This is a genomic window from Roseibium sp. 10G30-5, assembly GCF_055809635.1.
Genome location: NZ_CM147918.1, coordinates 3,074,831 through 3,093,868 on the forward strand (window position 1 = coordinate 3,074,831; position 19,038 = coordinate 3,093,868).

20 protein-coding genes and 2 pseudogenes are annotated in these 19,038 nt (G+C 57.0%); 9 read left to right on the forward strand and 13 right to left on the reverse strand.

Going from position 1 to position 19,038, the window contains the following annotated elements:
* Window positions 1-57 precede the first annotated feature (57 nt).
* Window positions 58-285, forward strand: coding sequence for a hypothetical protein (locus AC0L7U_RS15595; protein WP_473691927.1), 228 nt, complete (start codon window positions 58-60; stop codon window positions 283-285).
* 506 nt (window positions 286-791) lie between these two features.
* Here AC0L7U_RS15595 and AC0L7U_RS15600 read toward each other — a convergent pair.
* From AC0L7U_RS15600 to ygfZ, 4 genes are all read right to left on the reverse strand, one after another.
* Window positions 792-1,784 (reverse strand): NUDIX hydrolase, encoded by a 993-nt coding sequence (locus AC0L7U_RS15600; RefSeq protein ID WP_473691928.1) that lies wholly within the window; start codon window positions 1,782-1,784, stop codon window positions 792-794.
* A gap of 31 nt (window positions 1,785-1,815) precedes the next feature.
* Window positions 1,816-2,322 carry a tyrosine phosphatase family protein gene (locus AC0L7U_RS15605; RefSeq protein ID WP_473691929.1) on the reverse strand — a complete coding sequence of 169 codons (507 nt, stop codon included), beginning with the start codon at window positions 2,320-2,322 and terminating at the stop codon, window positions 1,816-1,818.
* Window positions 2,323-2,499: 177 nt separating this feature from the next.
* Complete coding sequence (locus tag AC0L7U_RS15610; RefSeq protein WP_473691930.1) at window positions 2,500-3,147, reverse strand: YfbR-like 5'-deoxynucleotidase; 648 nt, start codon at window positions 3,145-3,147, stop codon at window positions 2,500-2,502.
* A 63-nt stretch (window positions 3,148-3,210) separates the two neighbouring features.
* Window positions 3,211-4,125 (reverse strand): CAF17-like 4Fe-4S cluster assembly/insertion protein YgfZ, encoded by a 915-nt coding sequence (gene ygfZ / locus AC0L7U_RS15615; RefSeq protein ID WP_473691931.1) that lies wholly within the window; start codon window positions 4,123-4,125, stop codon window positions 3,211-3,213.
* A gap of 441 nt (window positions 4,126-4,566) precedes the next feature.
* On the opposite strand from ygfZ, the gene AC0L7U_RS15620 reads away from it, so the two are divergent.
* Window positions 4,567-5,724, forward strand: a complete 1,158-nt coding sequence (locus tag AC0L7U_RS15620) for a L,D-transpeptidase family protein (RefSeq protein WP_473691933.1) — start codon at window positions 4,567-4,569, stop codon at window positions 5,722-5,724.
* A 112-nt stretch (window positions 5,725-5,836) separates the two neighbouring features.
* On the opposite strand, the gene AC0L7U_RS15625 is transcribed toward AC0L7U_RS15620, so the two are convergent.
* Entirely contained in the window at window positions 5,837-6,436 is a 600-nt protein-coding gene (locus tag AC0L7U_RS15625) for a hypothetical protein (RefSeq protein WP_473691935.1), read from the reverse strand.
* 236 nt (window positions 6,437-6,672) lie between these two features.
* Here AC0L7U_RS15625 and AC0L7U_RS15630 point away from each other — a divergent pair, with 236 nt between their 5' ends.
* Complete coding sequence (locus AC0L7U_RS15630) at window positions 6,673-7,314, forward strand: LysE family translocator (RefSeq protein ID WP_473691936.1); 642 nt, start codon at window positions 6,673-6,675, stop codon at window positions 7,312-7,314.
* 136 nt (window positions 7,315-7,450) lie between these two features.
* On the opposite strand, the gene AC0L7U_RS15635 is transcribed toward AC0L7U_RS15630, so the two are convergent.
* From AC0L7U_RS15635 to AC0L7U_RS15650, 4 genes are all read right to left on the reverse strand, one after another.
* Window positions 7,451-7,729 (reverse strand): hypothetical protein, encoded by a 279-nt coding sequence (locus AC0L7U_RS15635; RefSeq protein WP_473691938.1) that lies wholly within the window; start codon window positions 7,727-7,729, stop codon window positions 7,451-7,453.
* Window positions 7,730-7,917: 188 nt separating this feature from the next.
* Window positions 7,918-8,319: a TIGR02301 family protein gene (locus tag AC0L7U_RS15640; protein WP_473691939.1), complete on the reverse strand. Its 402-nt coding sequence runs from the start codon at window positions 8,317-8,319 to the stop codon at window positions 7,918-7,920.
* Window positions 8,320-8,405: 86 nt separating this feature from the next.
* A complete protein-coding gene (locus tag AC0L7U_RS15645; protein ID WP_473691941.1) occupies window positions 8,406-8,858 on the reverse strand; it encodes an NUDIX hydrolase in 453 nt (150 codons plus the stop codon).
* Between the two features lie 59 nt (window positions 8,859-8,917).
* A complete protein-coding gene (locus tag AC0L7U_RS15650; protein WP_473691943.1) occupies window positions 8,918-9,430 on the reverse strand; it encodes a hypothetical protein in 513 nt (170 codons plus the stop codon).
* An 84-nt stretch (window positions 9,431-9,514) separates the two neighbouring features.
* On the opposite strand from AC0L7U_RS15650, the gene AC0L7U_RS15655 reads away from it, so the two are divergent.
* Both AC0L7U_RS15655 and AC0L7U_RS15660 read left to right on the forward strand, forming a co-directional pair.
* The gene (locus tag AC0L7U_RS15655; RefSeq protein WP_473691945.1) at window positions 9,515-10,249 is read left to right on the forward strand and encodes an SOS response-associated peptidase; all 735 of its coding nucleotides are present in this window, start codon (window positions 9,515-9,517) and stop codon (window positions 10,247-10,249) included.
* A 43-nt stretch (window positions 10,250-10,292) separates the two neighbouring features.
* A pseudogene (locus AC0L7U_RS15660) lies at window positions 10,293-11,121 on the forward strand (methyltransferase).
* Between the two features lie 94 nt (window positions 11,122-11,215).
* Here AC0L7U_RS15660 and AC0L7U_RS15665 read toward each other — a convergent pair.
* A pseudogene (locus AC0L7U_RS15665) lies at window positions 11,216-11,651 on the reverse strand (glyoxalase superfamily protein).
* A gap of 218 nt (window positions 11,652-11,869) precedes the next feature.
* Entirely contained in the window at window positions 11,870-12,523 is a 654-nt protein-coding gene (locus AC0L7U_RS15670) for an NADPH-dependent F420 reductase (protein ID WP_473691947.1), read from the reverse strand.
* 104 nt (window positions 12,524-12,627) lie between these two features.
* On the opposite strand from AC0L7U_RS15670, the gene AC0L7U_RS15675 reads away from it, so the two are divergent.
* Window positions 12,628-13,539, forward strand: coding sequence for a LysR substrate-binding domain-containing protein (locus AC0L7U_RS15675; protein ID WP_473691949.1), 912 nt, complete (start codon window positions 12,628-12,630; stop codon window positions 13,537-13,539).
* Window positions 13,540-13,548: 9 nt separating this feature from the next.
* Here AC0L7U_RS15675 and AC0L7U_RS15680 read toward each other — a convergent pair whose 3' ends face one another.
* Together AC0L7U_RS15680 and AC0L7U_RS15685 are read right to left on the reverse strand one after the other, a co-directional pair.
* Complete coding sequence (locus tag AC0L7U_RS15680; RefSeq protein ID WP_473691951.1) at window positions 13,549-14,373, reverse strand: inositol monophosphatase family protein; 825 nt, start codon at window positions 14,371-14,373, stop codon at window positions 13,549-13,551.
* A gap of 51 nt (window positions 14,374-14,424) precedes the next feature.
* Window positions 14,425-15,837, reverse strand: a complete 1,413-nt coding sequence (locus AC0L7U_RS15685; RefSeq protein ID WP_473691953.1) for an FAD-binding oxidoreductase — start codon at window positions 15,835-15,837, stop codon at window positions 14,425-14,427.
* A gap of 173 nt (window positions 15,838-16,010) precedes the next feature.
* Between AC0L7U_RS15685 and fabI the strand changes: the two genes are divergently transcribed.
* The 3 genes from fabI to AC0L7U_RS15700 all read left to right on the forward strand — a co-directional run bounded on the left by fabI (window position 16,011) and on the right by AC0L7U_RS15700 (window position 18,962).
* On the forward strand, window positions 16,011-16,829 hold the full coding sequence (gene fabI, locus AC0L7U_RS15690) for an enoyl-ACP reductase FabI (RefSeq protein WP_473691955.1): 819 nt from the start codon (window positions 16,011-16,013) through the stop codon (window positions 16,827-16,829).
* A 197-nt stretch (window positions 16,830-17,026) separates the two neighbouring features.
* The gene (locus tag AC0L7U_RS15695) at window positions 17,027-17,647 is read left to right on the forward strand and encodes a histidine phosphatase family protein (RefSeq protein WP_473691957.1); all 621 of its coding nucleotides are present in this window, start codon (window positions 17,027-17,029) and stop codon (window positions 17,645-17,647) included.
* Between the two features lie 106 nt (window positions 17,648-17,753).
* Window positions 17,754-18,962: a DUF3095 family protein gene (locus tag AC0L7U_RS15700; protein ID WP_473691959.1), complete on the forward strand. Its 1,209-nt coding sequence runs from the start codon at window positions 17,754-17,756 to the stop codon at window positions 18,960-18,962.
* Window positions 18,963-19,038 lie beyond the last annotated feature (76 nt).

A 19,038-nucleotide genomic window follows, 5' to 3' on the forward strand; every position in this document is an offset into this window, starting at 1 on the left:
TGTTTGCCCTTGCGATTGATGTCGATGTGATCTGGAACGGTCTGAGGAGCAACCTCCTTGAGAACCTCCGACATTCCCTTTACTTCCTGCGGCGCTGCGCCCTTGACGGCTGAGGTGATGGACACGCTGGGTGCGTCGGCGACCGAGGTGGTCTGGCGCGAATTATCGGCCAGCATCAGCCTGGGCTGCAACTTGACAGTATATTCGGTTGGCATCAGCGCCATCATCCAGCGCGGCGTTTCTGCTTGCTGTTCTTCGGCTGCCAGAAGGCTGACGATGTCCTGATGTGCCACGGTGGTTGTCAGGTAAAAGAAGGAGAGGGGAACTCCAAGGGCGAGGAGCTTCAGCTTTTGCCTGCCAGACAGGCCGCCACGCGACCGATTGCGGGTGCGCCGTCGAGGGGCATCATACGAAACGGTGTGATTGAGGCCAGACATACGCAGCCAAACTCCAACTCTACTCAAGGCGCCTGACAAGACGCTGTCACTGAACCTGGATGCCCAGCATCCCCACGGTCAGAAGACTGGAGCATTAACCTTGAAAAAGGCTTAATCGGATTTTTGATGACTGAAATGAGCCATTTTGACGATGGTAAATGCGGTTTTATGGTTAAATGGCATTCCCTTGCGTCATGCTCGCTCTGTCCTATTTTTGCACAGGCACGATCTCATTTGCTGGGGTGGTACGAGCGGTCATGTCAAAGGGCTGGGAGTTATGCAGCGAAACACAAGTCTGCCTTTTGACAGAGGTGTTTGCGGTTCAGAAGGTTGGAGCCGGGGTGCGCGACTTGATTACCGGCGGCTGAAGCGCAAGCCGGGGGCAGGGCGCTCGTCCAGAAGCTCATGACGAAAGCGGAACAGTGCTGCCGGGCGTCCACCGGTGGCCGTTGACGTTGCGCCCGTTGGTTCAACCAGATTGGCGTTTTCAGCCAGACGCCGGAAGTTCTGCTTGTGCAGATGCCGCCCGGAAATCGCCTCGACGCAGGTTTGCAGTTCGGTGAGGGTGAATGTCCAGGGCATCAGCTCAAACACCACCGGGCGATACTTCAGTTTGGCACGCAACCGCGAAATAGCGGTCGCCAGAACGCGGCGATGATCGAATTGCATCGGGCGACCAAATTTCGGCAGATCCGGATTGGCCAAAGCGTCGGGGCGTTCATCGCGCAGGGCTTCCTCCACCAGACTGGCGTCATAGAGAAGTTCGTAGCGCTCAAGTGCCTTTTCTTCGTCCCAGTCGTCTGACCGGGTGCCGAACGCATGCTTCAGGCGTTCCATTCGAGTCAGGGATTGCGCGGCACCAGAGGCATAACTGCTGGTCGACCCGGCCTGCGCCCACTGGGACAGTGCGGGCAGAATGTCACTGTCCAGCAGGGCAGGGCGCCCTTTGCGCCAGTCTTCCCAGGGGAAGCAGTCGTACCAAGGCCGCCAAGACGAATGGTGCTGTGCCAGAACTTGCTCGGAATCTTGTGTCTGGCGGGTCAGTGCCAGATAGCCGACAGAGACGACATGTGGTCCATCATCTTCACGTGTTCGATGGCGTCCCCGATCTCCGAAGGTGTAGAGCTGCTCGATGTAGCCCAGTTTCAGGGCCGTCTGGGCTTCCACCCAGCTTCGCAAACCAATCTCGAATGTGCGATGATGAGGCGGCTCAAACGGGCCGAAGGGCAGGGCTGCGGGCTCCTGTCCCTTGTCGTCTTCAACGGCAACAAACTGCGGCATTCCACCGGACACGGCAACGATGACGGCATTCAGCCCGATCTCGACGGCAGCTGTCGATCCGCTCATGCGGGACACGTCCTTTGCAGTGGGCACATTTTCATCCAATCGGCATTTCGAAGGGAGCGCCCTCAAAGGCGGTGCGGCCACGGCCAATGCTGCGAATGGCGTCGATCATTCGTCCGTCCCTGTCCAGCAGCTTGTCGGCAATAGCAATAATACGGGCATTGGGGGTGGCGGAGGGGGAGCAGCGGCGCAGTCGTGCGGCGAGCTCATATTCATTGGCCTCCGGTGACAAGGCGCAACTTGTCACATACGCACCTGCGGTCGAACGGCTGACGCCCGCCCAGCAGTGCATGACCATAGGCGATGTCTGGTCCCATGCGCACACGAAATCAAGTAATTGTATGACATGCTGTTCGGCGGGGGAGGTCAGTCCTGATACAGTGCCGACGATATCGTTGAACGACAGTCGCAGATGCCGATTGGGCAGCACGCAGACCGGCGTATCGACAACGAACTCCTCATTGATCAGACTGACGAGATGGCGAGCTTCAACCTTGTTGACGGTTTCGGTCAATCGGGAAAGGGAACAGACGTGAAGCATCGAGATTTCGAACCTGCGCAGCGAATAACCACGCAGTCAGGATACAGACTTGCAACGCAGAGGTCATCGCTCGTAGCTAAATGGAAGCGGCTTGTTCCCAACTTAGCGGGCAGATCTCGCGGTTAATCGGGCGGTGTCATCAGGCAACCCTGTCAAATCGGGCGGTTTCGATGTCGATCAGAGCCGCTCTTCGATTTCACGGAACCGGTCGAGGAAGAGTTTGTGCGCTTCAAAGGCTGGCAACGGCCTCAGGTTGAGACGGATTTCCGCATCAGGCTCGTCTGCACAGCCGGCTTCCGCCGTCTTGATGAATTTGTCAGGTCGCGTAAAGATCTTGTCGGCTTCTTCCCGCGAAAAGCCGGCCAGCTCGATTGCCTCGAAATAGGCGCTGACAATGTCGGCCTGTTTGGCCAGCTTCTTGATAGGGTCGGGCAGAACCGCAGGCAAGCCAAAGCGCAGGTGAATGGCCGCCTGAAGCCGCTCTTCGACAGATTTATACGCTCCGCCCATCACGGCCTTGAACGGGGAGATCATGTCACCGATGACATATTCTGGCGCATCATGCAGCAGCACCGCCAGTCGCCAGCGCGGCTCAAGGCCTGGCTGTAACTGGCAGGCGATTTCTTCGACCACCAGCGAATGTTCGGCAACCGAAAACGCATGTTCTCCCTCGGTCTGTCCGTTCCACCGCGCCACGCGCGCCAACCCGTGCGCAATGTCTTCTATCTCAATGTCCATTGGCGACGGATTGAGTAGATCAAGTCGACGGCCCGACAGCATGCGCTGCCAGGCACGGGGGGCTTTATCGGTGCGTGCAGACACCATCGGGTCTCCGTAACAAGGGCGAAAAAGACAAGAGGCAGCTTATGGGCCGCCCGTTATGTTCGATCAAGCCTGTTCGGGCCAACTGAATTCTGCCCAGTCCGGGATCACGAGTTCGGCGGTCAGCCCATCACAGGTCAGTTGTTGGCCCGCATCCATGGCGCTTTTGGCCTTGTCGAGACGCACGAGCGCCATGCCGATGCCACTCACCTTGTCTTGTGCAGAGATAACGCTCGTCAATGTGCCGATCGACTTTTCCGGTCCCGCCATGATCGGCATGCCCAGTTTCGGGATGCCGGCTGCGCAGGTGACCTGGACGAAACGCTTGCGGGCACCGCCCCGATGCTGCATGCGGGAAACAACTTCCTGCCCGACGTAGCAGCCCTTCTTGAAAGACACGCCGTTAAGTTGGTCCATGTCCGCATCATGCGGGAAAATGTCGGAGTAGTCGTAGTCGCGCAGCGCTTGTGGGACACCTGTAGCGATGCGGTGCGCCTCGTATCCTTCGACGCTTACATCGCGGCTATCGACAGCCGCAAGTGCGTGGCGCAGATAGTGGTCATTGCCGGCAACGCGTAGCCCCAGCGCTTCAAGACGGGGGTCTTCATGGGCAATCACGAATTCGCGGATCCCGGCAATGTCTTCTGGGTCTACATTCCAGATCGCTGCGACAACATCATCTTCGATGAGGGGGCGAATGTCGACGCGCGCGCGCAGACGGTAGAACGTCAGCCGCTTGATGAACTCATCCATCGTCTCGCTGGGGGTATCGAGAAGATAGGCGTGTTCGCTTTCCTTATGGGCGATGAAGTCGAACAGGATCTTTCCCTGCGGCGTCAGGAGCGCTCCGAAGCCACTTCCTGTCTCATCAACCTGTGCCATGTCGCAGGTTACCAAGTTTTGCAGGAATGTGTGGGCATCGTCTCCCGAAACCCGGATAAGTCCACGATTGGTCAATATGGAATGTCTGGGTTCGGCCATGATCTTGTCCTGTTCGTTCTTGAAGTCTCTTTCGAGCGACATAGTGGCCCTTGTTGGCCCCTGCAAGTGGCAAGCGCTGGACCGTTCAGTCAGAGAACGATCAAGGGCTTTGGAAAGTTGCCTGTCTCAACGTAATTGACGATCGCAAGCCTGCCGTGGCCTGTTTTCTTTGGCACGCCAATTTGGCGAGAGGTCTTTTCCCTCAGGCTAAAAAAATGCAGCTGTAAGCGGTTTGGTAAGGCTAATTATACCGATTTGACGCAAACTGACCCTAAGGTAGATGGGCTATCGGGGCAGATGCGGAGAGTGGGATGAAGACGGAAACCAACCTCAAGAATATGGTTGAGGGCACAAGGCCTCGGGCATCTTGCGGGCACGCCGACGCGCAGGGGAAGGGCTATCTCCATTGCCGCCGCGTGTGGCCTCATTGTGCTGAGCATCGTGCCAGGGTATGCCGCCGGTCTCCATGAAGTGGCAGGCTCAGACCCGGCCGCCGTCGCTCCATCCCAGGCCCATGACAGTGATCCTGTGCAGATGATCGTGTCCCTGAAAGATCAGAAGATCCGCATCTACAAGGGAACGCACCTTGTCACCGAAGCCCCGGTCTCAAGCGGTCGAAAAGGACGCAGGACGCCAACTGGCGTCTTCACCATCCTGGAAAAGCAGCGCAAGCACTTTTCCAACCTCTATGACAGCGCGCCCATGCCGTATATGCAGCGGCTTACATGGTCGGGCATTGCCTTGCACAAAGGGCATCTTCCTGGTTATGCCGCCTCTCATGGCTGTATTCGTATGCCGGGTGATTTTTCGAAATCTCTCTACAGCATGACGACACGCGGTATGCAGGTGATTGTCGTCAAGGACGCGGTCGAGCCGTTTGTCGTGCGCGAGGCTGTGTTGCCAAAGCCGATGGCCTCTGGAGTGGAAGTGGCCAGTCTTGATGGCGCCGCACCGAAGACGACCGGTGCTACCGCCCTGCAAACCGATGCGTCCTTGCCGTCAAAGGCCGTGACATTAGCTCCACCCGCCTCGTGGAAGCGTCCGGTGCGGATGATCGTGACACGAGATACGGATCGTGATCGTTTGCAGCGTTTGCAAACCCTGCTGAATGACCTGTCTTATGACGCGGGAAAGCCGGATGGGATCATGGGTCAACAGACGCGCGCTGCCCTCCGGCTGTTTCAAGAAGGCGCTGAACTGCCAGTCACCGGCAATATCACCGATGCTCTGCTGCGCAAGATCTACGCAGAGGCGGGCTATGACAGCATTCCGAATGCGACCTTGCGAGTGCGGCAGAATTTCAAGCCGATCTATCAGGCTGGCGTGACACTGGCCGATGGCGCGGCCCCTCTGGGTACGAAACTTTATACGGCAATGGGCTTCGTGCCGGGGGAGACGCGCATTCAATGGATGGCTTTGTCGGCAGAAGGCGCAGATGCACAGGCCACCAAAGATGTATTGAATCGACTGCACTTCGCCAGCAAGGTTAAAACTGATCTGGCACCTCTTGTGTCGCCGGGCGCATCCTTGATCGTTACTGACCGCAGTTTTGAACGCAATACAGGCCTTGGCACCGATTTCGTGGTGATCACTCGCTGAGAGAGACCGCTGTCCCGGTCACATGTGTTGAACGCCAAGAGGCGGCCCGAAAGGAGCCGCCTCTTATTGCTTGACCATCACAGTCAGGTCGTCGGTTCGTGCCGCGAGGTGTTTATTCCTGCGTCATGAAATAGTGCAGCGTGCCATCCTTGCCGATGCCTACTTCATAGAACAGCCAGGTTCCAACGGCTTCCATCTCGTCGAAATCGGCGCCGGTGATGACGCGAAACATCTCGACCTTTTGCTTTGGCGTCAGCTTGTTCAGTGGGTATCCGGCGAAATAGGGCCAGACATACATTTCCTGCGGCTTGCCAATGTCGACATGCAGATAACCAGCATTCAGCGTGTCTTCGAGGATCGCGAGGATCTCATATCCGTCCGGATCGCCCGCTGTCTCCTTGAGATAGGCGATCGGGTCCTTTTTGGTCGGCGTGGCCGAAACGCTTGGTGGCATTTCATTGCTCTCGAAGACCTTGCGCAGGTTCTTGAAGTCACCGCTCTTGGCGGCTTCGATCAGCTCTTCGCGCATTTTCTGGACCCGTGGCGGCAGCTTCGACACATCATAGTAGACATGCGGCATCTTTCCGTCACGAGCAACGTTGGACGGTGGCGTTACCGTCTGCGTGTCATCACCGCCCTCCGGCGTGAGCGTCTGGGCTTCACTCGTATCTGTGTCATCCTTTTGAGAGAAGATGATGCTCTGTGTCTTCACTGCCTTAGCTAGGGCGGGCTGCGCTGTTGGGGCAAGTAACAGGACAAGCGCACAGAGAAAAAGGCGGGAGAAAAGGGGCTGGGACGAAATCATGGGTCAAGGCTCTGGAAAATGTGCGTCATGAAGAGTGAATTGAGGCTAAGGCAGCCTGTGACGAGAAGGGCCCAGCCTTGCTCTTTTCGGTCGGTGTCGTTATCGACGGAAAGGCAAGATGTGAGTAAGGGAGTCGGATCCAGGTGACACTTCTGGAATTTCTGGTGATTGGCGGTTTGGTCGGAATCATTACGAGCGCTCCGGTCGGTCCAGTCAACATCATGACCGTAAGACATGCTCTCCATCAAGGGTTCTATGCTGGACTTTTCGTGGGGTTTGGTGCGGTTGTTGCCGACGCGATCTTTGCAACCGTTGCAGCCTTCGGTCTTTCTGCTGTCACAGTTTTCATCGAGGGCAAAGCCGATTGGCTCAAGCTCGTCGGTGGATCCCTGTTGCTGGCCTATGGTGCGCGTCTGCTTTTCGTCCATCCGCAATTCTCCGATGAGACCTCGGAAGAAACCTTGAAAAACGCTTGGTCTGACGCGCTGGCGGCGTTCTTGCTGACAATTACCAACCCTGGCTCGATCCTCGGATTTGTCGCTATTTTGGGCGGTCTGGGCGAGTGGGGGCCGGATCAGTCAAACATTACCGGGACACTGTGCCTGCTGGCGGGTGTCGCCGCAGGGGCACTGAGCTGGTGGGCTTTTGTCGCCGCGCTTGTCACGCGGTTTTCGCGGCAGATCGACGATGTGTGGCTGACCAAGTTGAACCGGTGTGCCGGCGTCTTCCTGATTGTCTTTGGATTGGCTGTCTTCGCTGACCTCACGTACGACTACGTGCTGTAGCGGCGTGCCGCTCTGAAACGGAACAGGGCGCGTGGTATCACCCGTCTCAAAGGCTGTGTTTATGCTCTGTAAAATGTTGACCAGCCAGATGAGCCGCCAAGAGTAGGCACCAAGCATAAAGCCTAGCGGGTGCTGCTTACTGAAGCACCCGGTTGACGGTGTATTCGCCGCGCAGGATGCGATCAGGCAAACCTTCAGCCAGCTTGCAAACAGCGTCTTCGCCATAAGCCGCAACCAGATCTGCAAGAGCAGTGAACATAGCGGCATGGGCGACAGCATCAGCATCGACGCCATAAGCAATCGCGTCAGCCCAAGCGTCGGAAATGAAGCCAAGGGCAGCCCGCCGAGTATCTTCCTCTTCAGCGAAGTCCCCATCAAACTCAAGTGTTGCGTCGTTGAAGTCGTCGTTGGTCATTCTGTTCCTTAATCGGCTTAAGACACTTGGTCAGTTGCCTGACGTGTTGCTTCGCGAATCATGTAGCTTTGACATTAACATGGCGAAGCCGACGGGACGGCAAAGGTGAACGTGATCTTAACGACTGCCCACAGCGCAGAGCAAAAGGGTTAACAGACTGGATACCAAAACTCTTTCGAAACCGCCGCTTATTGGCCGTAGCGTGTGAGAAGGGTGCTGCTGACGCTGCGTCCTTCCTGACCATACTGTTCCATTGCGAGACGGGCTGCCACCGTGCAGCGGCGATAAGTTGAGGAAAAACCACGATACCCACGGTTAAAGGATTCAACCAGCCGGGCTCGCTCGCTGGAATGATCTTGCTGAGTGGCGAGAAGCTTTTCCATGCGCACACGCCAGCTCGGCTGGTCGTTATGCCCACACAAGGGACGTAAGAAATGCAAAGTCCCCATGATCTCCGCGAGGCGTTCCATATCGGGCTGAAACGGAGGAGCCTGGTCGATGCTTGGAACTTGGGCTCGGGCTGGTGTGGCGACCATGGCGGCAAGCGCACCGGCAAAGAAAATGGCAAAGATGAACGCGCAAAATCGCATAATTGGTCCCCAAACCTGATGCGGTAATCATGCGGTGCCCGGCGAGAGCGTGCAAGGGGAAGGCCACTCCGCGCACAGCGGACGTGTCAGGCTTTGACCGTCTTGGCCAGATTGCGCCGCACGATGTCCGGTGTTTTTGGCGTTGTCAGCAGTGTGTCGAGGGTGTCGACGCTAATCCATTGTGCGGCGGCGGCATCATCAGCGGCGCGCAGGTCGCCTGACAGGAGCGCTGCAGTAAACACGGCCAGCACATAATGCGCGCGCACCCGTCCGTCATCCTCTGTCTGGATGCTGTCGAACAGTTCACTTACCTCGTGAATGTCAGCCGTAAGGCCGGTTTCCTCGCTCAGTTCGCGCTGGGCGGCATCGCGTACAAGTTCGCCCAGTTCCACTTTGCCACCGGGCAGGCTCCAGTGATCCTTGAACGGCTCTTTACTGCGCTTGACCAGCACGATCTCGCGGCCCTGCGCGGTTTCTCGATGACAGATCACGCTGACGCTGAGAATGGGAGACGACGGGTAGAGGCGGGAATTTGACATGGAAAGGTTGGAGACTCGATTGAGGACGTCGAGGGCTCAATCTAGGAGGGGCGGTCAGCTTATGCAAACATGGCGTCGATCTGTACCTGCGCTTCAAAGCCTTCGCGGACGATGGCTTCCGCATCGACGCGGCCATGAATGATGCCGCCTGCCATGGAGACAAGAGGTTTGATACGCGTCGTGGCAACAATGGCGATTTCTTGCGCCACGAGATCCGGGCTTTTCGCTCGCCGGATCATCGCCTGAGCGCGCAAAACGCATTCGTTAATTTGGTGCACCAATGTCTCAAGCGGCGCCCTGAAATCTTCGTCAGCGGCCTGAAAAGCGGCAATTGCCAGCTTCTTATCCTTGAACGTGGAGTTTTCGAAATGAGAAATGTAATCTTGAGGTGCCCATTCAAGAACATCGTCGGCGCACATGGGCATGTCTGGGAGCATTTCGAGAAGCATGACGACTTCATTGAAATGGTTCAAATAATCGGTCGCCAACCCCGTGACAGGATTGATGTTTGCCGCCAAAAGCAGGTCTGCGCTAAGAGCTCCGCTGCCCAGAACCGGTTTCGCGCCTTGCATGCCATTCCCCAGGTTAAACTTTTCCGGTTGTGACGTTAACTTGGCTTGGTTGCCAATTGACTAATTTGATAATAATTCAAAGTGATGTGTGGTCGATTTACGCTTTCAGCCTCGCCGGAAGAAGTCCGTGCCTTTCTGCAATATGCGGAAAACCCCAATTTTCCGCCGCGGTTCAATATTGCCCCAACCCAACCGATTGCCACGGTGCGGCGCGAACATGGTGAACGTCACTTTCAGCTCATTCGTTGGGGCCTGGTGCCTCCGTGGGTCAAGGATCCGGGTGACTTCACGCTTTTGCTCAATGCGCGGGCCGAGACTGCTCTGCAAAAGCCGTCGTTTCGCGGAAGTATGCGGCATCACCGCTGTCTGGTGCCAGCCAATGGCTATTATGAATGGCTGCGCGTGGGGGAGGAAAAGCAGCCGTTCTTCATTCATCGGGCAGATGGTGGCTTGATTGCCTTTGCCGGATTGTGGGCAACCTGGAGTGATCCGGATGGTGGCGATATTGATACCGGTGCCATTATCACGACGTCAGCCAACCAGACGCTGCGCGGCATACATGATCGGATGCCGGCCATCGTGATGCCTGAACAGTTTGAGGACTGGCTTGATGTGGGCAATGTGCTGGATCGCCATGCGCACAAGATGTTGCGCCCCGCCAACGAAGATTTGCTGATCGCGACGCCTGTGTCGCGCCGGGTCAATTCGGTGGCGCAGGATGATGCGCAGTTGGTCGAGGTGGCCACGGATGTGACCGTTGCCCCTGTGCCCAGGGCGCGCGCCCAGACGAAGAAGGATGGCCAGCTCGATCTTTTCTGATAAGAGCGGGGCAGCGATCACGCAGAACAAAGAGCGATTGAGCATGACGGAAGAACAGGACGACGCTCTGGCCGAGGCCTACAACACGGGGCTCGCGCTGGAAAAAGCTGGCGACTACGATGGCGCGGAGAAGGCCTATCAAGAGGCCCTTGCGCTGGACCCGGCAGATACGGGTGGCGTCACCATTCGTCTGGCAGCCATCGGTCGCGCCGCGTCCCCCGACAAGATGCCAGAAGCCTATGTCGCGACATTGTTTGATCAGCATGCCGATGTCTTTGATGAAATTCTGGTCGAGCAGCTTGGTTATTGCGTGCCGCTGCAATTGCGCGAGGCTGTGCGGTCGCTCCAGCTCGGGCCGTTCGACCGCCTGCTGGATCTTGGTTGCGGCACGGGCCTGACCGGCATGGCCTTCGCCGATTGCACGGACCATCAAACAGGCGTTGATCTGTCGGAGCGCATTGTTGAACTGGCCTATGACCGCGAGGTCTATGATGATCTCTATGTGGGCGAGGCCGTCGCGTTTCTGCAAGAATTCGAAGAAGAGGATGGCACCAGTACCGTCGTGGGATTTTATCGCTGCCACTGACGTCTTTCCCTATCTGGGCGACGTGCGTCCCATGGTGCGTGGTGCGGCAGACCGACTGACCCCCGGCGGATATTTCGCCTTCTCCACGGAAACGCTGCCGGAGGCCGTTCTGGGCGGCAAGTCTTACATGGTGGGCCGCAAGCAACGGTTTGCGCAAGGCGAGGCCTACATTCGCGAAGAACTGGCGACCGCGCATTTCAGCATTCTCGATATGCAGCCGATTATTGTGCGGCTTGAAGATGGCGAACCGGTGTCGGGGCATCTGGTCGTGGCCAGACTCGACTGATCCAGTCTCTGCAAAACACCGTCTCGACGCCACGATAACAAAGACCTCGTCAGAAATCCGGCGAGGCCTTTGTCGTTCTCAAGGGCTCTGCGTCTTAGCCAATTTTATGCAAGCACATGTGCGGCATACCGTCAGATGTCTTTTGTCGGGTCGTGCCATTGGCATCGAGTGTGACGGAAACCCGTTGACGAAAATTCGAAAAGCTGTCGAAGGAGACCACATCCACCGGCGTGTCGAAGTGCAAGGTGACGTGCAAGGGAGCATCGGGAGATGCCTGCGTCAGGGCAAGCACTTCGCCTTCGAACGGTTGCCCGAGGTAGCTTCCGGCTACTCTGTCGCCGAGAGAAAGCAATGGATCCGGCATATTGCCTTTCGCTGCAAAGAGCGTGTTCCAATCGCGATAGCCGTATTGGCGGGCAACGACTTCAAGGGCCTTAGCTGTGGGAGAGGGAGGCGTTCTGATCCGCGCCAAGCGTGCTGCGTAGGCGTTTTGCCTGGGCTTTCAGTGCATCAATCGGGGGAAGGGACATGGCATGAGGCCTTTCTTCGAGGCGCAGGCAGCGTGTCGGATGGGGCTCGCATTGCCATCGGCCTGCCTGCATCAAAGCAAGGGCTGAGTGTCCTGTACGTCCGGTAAATCCGAACGGGAAGATTTCACCAAAGCTATGACGCTTGCGAGCGGCAGGGATCTTCAACCCGAGCACGATTTTCGCGCGCTCGGGCTGATCCTGTCAAGACAGATTGTGTGTTAGCTTGCCCGTGCCGTGCGGAAATTTTCGCGTGTGGTTGCCGCTAATTGGCGCGTCAGGTCTTCGCCTGACAAGGCCTGGCAATAGACAGGCAAGGCACGTTCAAACCGCCAGCCCTCCGACAGAGGCCCCACGTCCACGGGGTCATAGCCAAACGCGTCAACAAGCTCTGCCACAATGGCCTTGTCATGTGGGTGATCGCCAGACATCGGCAGTGCGCGGCGATCAGAGGCACCCGCAGGGCGGGCGTCACGTTCCAATTCATTCATGCGAATGGAATTGAATGCCTTCACGATACGAGCGTCGGGCAGTGCGGTCTTCAGAAACTCGCTGGTGGTCATGCCATCAATTCCGAGATCGGCAATGTCGCCGTCGCGGGTCGGGTAGTAGTTGGTGGTGTCGATGACGAGTTTTCCAGCAAGAAGCTCGGCTGGCAAATCATTGATCGCCGTCATTGGCACAGCCACAATGATAACGTCGCCGAAGCGAGCGGCATCATCGGCTGTGCCCGCCTGACAGCCGAGGCCAACGGCGGTGCTCATCAGTGTCTGCGGTCCACGTGAGTTGCTGATCAGGACGTCATGCCCGTTTTTGAGCGCTTGCGCAGCCAGCGTGCGTCCAACCCATCCGGCCCCTAATATTCCGATCTTCATGATGTTGTTTCCTTGAAGAGATGTGAGGAGCCGACGCTAATTCGCGCTTCATAAGAGATAAATGCTCATGATATAAAGAGATAAACAATAAAATGGAGGGAATAATGGATCGGCTTACCAGCATGAGCGTATTCGTGAAAGCGGCGGATTTGGGGTCCTTTGCGGCGACCGCTGAGGCATTATCGCTGTCGCCGCAAATGGTCTCCAAGCATGTCATGGTGTTGGAAAACCGGCTGGGAGCCACCTTGCTGAACCGCACAACGCGGCGTCAAAGCCTGACGGATGTCGGGCGAGCTTATTATGAGAGATGTCGCATCGTGCTGGCTGAGGCCGAGGCGGCAGATAACCTGTTGCAGGAAATGCGAGATGAACCCAAGGGCGTCTTGCGAATTTCTGCGCCGGTGACCTTTGGAACACATATGTTGGCGCCCTTCGTGACTCGGTATCTTGTCCGGTATCCGCAGACACAGGTTGATGTGAAGCTGTCCGATCAGTTTCTTGATCCGCTGGAACATGATTTTGAGATCATGTTGCGTATCGGTCAGCTCGAAGCCGATGCAGGTTTGCGGACATATGCGTTGAGGCCCTACCGGTTGATTGCCTGCGCGTCGCCGGACTATGTCGCCAGACGGGGATTGCCGTTGCAGCCTGTGGAACTGGCAGATCACGATTGTCTTTTCTTTGGCGATGCGCAGACACCTGCGAGTTGTCACTGGCAGATTGAAAGTGCGGACGGGCGTCGCCAGACAGTCGCGGCGAAGGGGCGCACGCGCAGCAACAATTGGCCTTACCTGATGCAGGCTGCAATTGCAGGCGCTGGAATCACCTTCGGTCCCGAGACGATCCTGTCACGACAGATTGAGGACGGACATCTTGTGCGCGTGCTGCCCGATTATGAGGGGCCTGCCAAACCCATGCGCATTGCACATCCCCTGAGCCGTCGCCCGACGGCCAAGATCAAATGCTTCATCGAGGCGGTTATCGCAGAGTTTGGCAATCCGGATCAGTCACAGTGAGGCCCCCTCTCAGACGGTGAAGACCTCGTCGCGCAGAAGCTGCCAGGTGTCCTTGTCTGGCGCGACCAGCAGTCCGCCGTCCAGATGTTCCGGCTGATAGGTGGACCCATCGAAACGGGCGACATAGGCTCCGGCTTCCTGCGCGATCAATGCACCGGCCAGATGGTCCCAGGGCAACAGCTTATTGTACATTAAAAAGTGCAGATGCCCTCCGGCAAAGGCGCGGTATTCGTGCGCCGCACACCGGTAACCGACCTGATGGCGGATCTTTGACAGATTGCCCCCGACGGAGACCCTTGCGGTGGGCGGTAAAAACCCGGTCGAAGCCGCGCCGACCATATGGTCCAGCGGCACACGATCACTGGCCGTCAGCTTGAAGCCGGAGCCGTCCGGGCGAAGCAGTTGCGCGCCAGAGCCTTTTTCCGCCATGACCCAGTCGTCGCCCATGGGATCGTAGATGATTCCTGCGACCGTCTCGCCCTTCTCGACGATGGAGGCCATGACACCAAACAGCGGCACGTCGGAGGCAAAGTTGAAAGTGCCATCAATCGGGTCGACAATTACCGCACGCTCCGCGCCATCAAGCTTGCCGAGAAGGTCCGGATCTGCGGCAACACTTTCCTCGCCGATAAAAAGGTGGTTCGGAAGCAAGGCTTCCAGTTCAGCGCGAATATAACGCTCCGCCTGTTCGTCTGCTTCCGTCACCAGATCGCTTGGCTCGCTTTTGGACCGGATGTCATCGTGTGCCAGATGGCGGAAGCGCGGCACAATCTCCCGCTTCGCCGCTGCGCGCAAAAGCTCGGCAAGAGCCATGATGTCAGGTTGAGTGGACATGAGGACACCTTTCAAACATTTGGGGAGCAAGCAAAGCGGGAGGGAGTGTTGTCAGAGCATACGGTCAGGGTTCATCAGGCCCTTGGGATCGAAGGCGTCCTTGATGCGCTGCATCAGGTCCAATTCGACCTCGCTTTTGACCGTCTTCAGCAGGTCGCGCTTCAGGCGACCGATGCCGTGTTCTGCGGAGATTGAGCCGTTCAACTCATGCACGATGCCATGAACGATTTCGTTCATCTCATCCCACTTGGCAATATAGTCTTCCTTGTCGGCACCAACTGGCTGGGAGACGTTGAAGTGAATGTTGCCATCGCCCAGATGCCCGAAAGGCACCGGACGGCAACCGGGAACGAAGTCGGTGACAGCGGTCATGGCGCGTTCAAGAAATTCCGGGATCAGACCGACGGGGACGGACACGTCATGCTTGATCGAGCCGCCTTCCGCCTTTTGCACTTCCGACATGCCGTGGCGAATATGCCAGAAATCCTGCACCTGGCTCATGTTCTGGGCAAACGCTGCATCTTCGACGATTTCGGCCTCAAAGGCTTCTCCGAGGATCGATTCCAGCAGATCACGGATGGGGAAAGCATCGGAACCGCTGGAGAGTTCCATCAGCACATACCAGGCATGTTCGCCTTCCAGCGGATCTCGGGCGCCGTCCAGATGCGCAACGCAGAATTCCAGTCCGACCCGTGGCATGATCTCGAAACCGGTGAGCACCGGACCGGCCTGTGCCTTGGCCGTAGAGAAGAGTTTCAGCGCCGCCTGTGGATTCGGCAGACCGACAAAAGCCGCTTCCAGTTTCTTCGGCTTGGGGAAAAGTTTCAGGGCTGCAGCCGTGACGATGCCAAGAGTGCCTTCTCCTCCAATGAATAATTGTTTCAAATCGTAACCAGTGTTGTCCTTGCGGAGTGTCCGCAATCCGTTCCAGATGTCGCCATTTGGCAGCACGACCTCCAGTCCCAGAACGAGATCACGCGTGTTGCCGTAGGACAGAACGGCTGTGCCACCAGCATTGGTGGAGATGTTGCCGCCAATGACACAGGAGCCTTGCGCGCCGAGGGACAGCGGGAACAACCGGTCCACTTTTTCCGCTTCATGATGCAGGGTTTCCAGCACCACACCGGCATCGACGGTCATGGTGAAACCATCCGGGTCGACGGAGCGCACCTTGTTCAGACGCGTCACGGAAATGACGATTTCATCCCCGGTTTCCAAGGGGATTTGAGCTCCCACCAAGCCCGTGTTGCCACCTTGCGGAATGATCTTCAGATCATTGTCGTAGGCGTATTTCATCACCTTTGACACTTCGTCGGTCGAGCCGGGACGCAAGACCATCTGAGTGGTGCCCTGATACAGGTCGCGCCACTCCGTCAGATAAGGGGCCTTGTCACTGTCTGACGTCAAAACATTGGTCTCTCCAATGATGTCGCGAAAGGCTTTGATGTGGGAAGACTGGTCCATGGAGAGGATCCTCGGAAATTCATGGTTGATGCGTTGCGTCGTAACATAATGATAGGAAAGGTGTACGTCGACGTTTCTATTCGGTGCTTAGAAGTCTTGAAGGGAAAAGGGTGGTGTGCCATAGGATGCCAACCCGTTGAGGGGTGGTTACTGAAATCCTTCTGGAGAAGACGATGGCGGAGACGCGCGGATTAATGAACGGCAAACGCGGCCTGATTATGGGCGTTGCAAACAACAGGTCTATCGCTCAGGGCATCGCTAAGGCACTCAGCGAAGCCGGCGCGGAACTGGCGTTGACCTACCAGGGCGATGCTTTGAAGAAGCGCGTCGAGCCTCTGGCTGGTGAGTTGGGTGCTCTTGTCGCTGGTCATTGTGACGTTACCGACGGCGAGTCGATCGATGCGGTGTTCAAGACGCTTGAAGAGGAATGGGGCAAGATCGACTTCCTCGTTCATGCTATTGCGTTTTCCGACAAGGACGAACTGACAGGTCGTTATCTGGAAACGACACCAAGCAACTTTGACCGGACGATGAACATTTCCTGCTACTCGCTGACGGCCGTGACACAGCGCGCCGAAAAGCTGATGTCGCATGGTGGGTCCATCCTGACATTGACGTATTACGGCGCTGAAAAAGTGCTGCCGCATTATAACGTCATGGGCGTGGCCAAGGCTGCTCTGGAAGCCAGTGTGAAGTATCTTGCTGCGGATCTCGGCCCGAAGGCCATTCGCGTCAATGCGATTTCCGCAGGGCCGATCAAGACGTTGGCTGCGTCCGGTATTGGTGATTTCCGCTATATTCTCAAGTGGAACGAAGACAACGCACCGCTGCGCCGCACCGTGACAACACAGGAAGTCGGCAATGCTGCTGTGTTCCTTCTGTCCGATATGGGCACAGGCGTGACCGGCGAAATCCAGCATGTCGATTGCGGTTACAACATTGTCGGCATGAAGGCTGTTGATGCTCCGGATGATGTGCCGAACAAGGGGTGATCCCGTCGGCTCGCAGCACACGGATTGGAATTGAGAAAGGTCGGCTTTGCCGGCCTTTTTTGCATTTATCGGCCTTTTGAGAGCCTGAAAGACACATCTGCGTCCGACTTTCATGCCTTTGCCATGAAAGCGTTGCACTTTTTCCAAGAATCCGGGAGAGATGAACGGCCTGTCCTGGAAGCTTGGAAACCTGCCCCATGAGTGAAATTCTATCGCCCATCGCCCTGCCTCATCTGCTGATCTTCATTCGTCACGGTCAAACCGACTGGAACGCGGAAGGCCGGATGCAAGGGCAACGCGATATTCCCTTGAATGATCTGGGGCGCGGTCAGGCCAGCGGAAATGGTGCCAGATTGAAGAGCTTTCTGGAAGCCAAAGGCCTGCGCGAGGCAGATCTTGATTTCGTCGCCTCGCCGTTGATGCGGACCCGCGAAACCATGGAGCGTCTGCGCGATGCCATGGCGCTTCAGCCCGACGTCTATCGCCTTGATCCTGTGCTGAAGGAGATCACCTTCGGCGAGTGGGAAGGATTGACGTTGGACGAGCTGGCAGAAACCGTGCCACATTTGGTGGATGAGCGCCAGCAGAACAAATGGGGGTTCACACCGCCCAATGGCGAGAGCTATGCCATGCTGTCTGACCGTATCAAGGGCTGGCTGGAAAGTATCGACCAGCCAACTGTGGTTGTCGCCCATGGCGGCGTGCTGAGGGTCGTGCGCGGTTTGCTTGAAGGATTGGCATGTGCTGAGGTGCCGAAGCTCGATACGCCGCAGGATCGTGTTTTTGTCTGGAACGGCGCGGAATTCGATCGGATCTGATCTCCGTATCAACTCTGCCGTTGACCGACACCTGAATTCGACTGATCCTGAAATGGACGGGCGGTTGCTGGATAATGTTTGGCAAACAGCAGGGGGAACGGGAAGAGTGAGCGCAGAAAACGCCGATTTCTATCTGGCTCTCAGGAGCCATGAAAAATTCAGTGCTGTTGAAGATCCTTCGTTCTATCAGGCTGTCCCCGATGACTGGTATGTGCTGGCGGCAGATATTGTCTCGTCTGGCAAGGCGATCGAGAACGGTCGCTATAAAGAGGTCAATTTTGTCGGCGCCTGCGTTATTGCTGCAGTCTTGAACCGGGTTGGCCGCGAACGTGTTCCCTTTATCTTTGGCGGTGATGGGGCTTTGCTGATGGTGCCCGCGTCTGAGGTCGAAAAGGCTCGGGAGGCGCTGGCCGGTGTGGCACGCCTTGCCCGCGATCAGGTCGGGTTCACGCTGCGCACAGCGGCGATCCCGGTGGCGCATCTGCGCGCACTGGGCACTCAGATCAGCTTGCTGAAATACCAGATGAGCCCGGATAATTTCCTGGCCATGGGGATTGGGGGCGGACTGGAACTGGCGGAAAAGATCCTCAAGAATCCAAAGCAGTGCCAACCGTTTACAATCCATATTTCTGACCCCCCGCAGCCCGATCTGACTGGCATGTCGTGTCGCTGGGAGAACTTGCCCAGCCGCAAGGGCAATATTGCCAGCCTTATTTTGAAGATGCCGGATGATCGTGAGACGATCAGCGCCATGCGGGAATTGCGTAGCGGCCTGATGGATGCGATCGGTGAGGATCCATTTCATGATGATGGTGAGAAGAGTTTGCTGGTGCTGCCGGAAAGCCTCAAGTTCCGCTTTCCACGCAGGGGTGTCGGGATTGAGGTTCGCGTTCTAGGGGCTGTTCGAGGGTATTTTCGTCAAGCGCTGAAGACGGTGTTTGAATGTGTGGCCTTCACCATCGGCATGGCAGCGAAATGCACCATCGGGCCGTTTGAGCCCAAGCGTTACCTGCATGAGGTGTCGCGCAACACGGATCATCGCAAGCTGGATGATTCCTTGCGATTGGTGCTTGATCTCGACGATCCGCAACTTGCCGGGTTGCGCAATTGGCTTGAGCACGCCTACGAGGCCGGGTCACTGGTCTATGGGCTGCATGTGTCTGGCGGCGCTTTGATGACGTGCTTCGTGTCCAATCTTGGTTCGGGCAAGCATGTGCATTTTGTCGATGGACAGAACGGCGGACTGGCCGCCGCTGGTGCCGATCTGAAGGATCGGTTGGCACACCTCACCAAGCCACAAGAAACGCAAGCGTAAGCGTCTTGGCCGTGACCGACGTCCCAAGATCCTATAACTTGGCCTTTGGCACTTGAGCTGCCTTGGCGGATGGCTT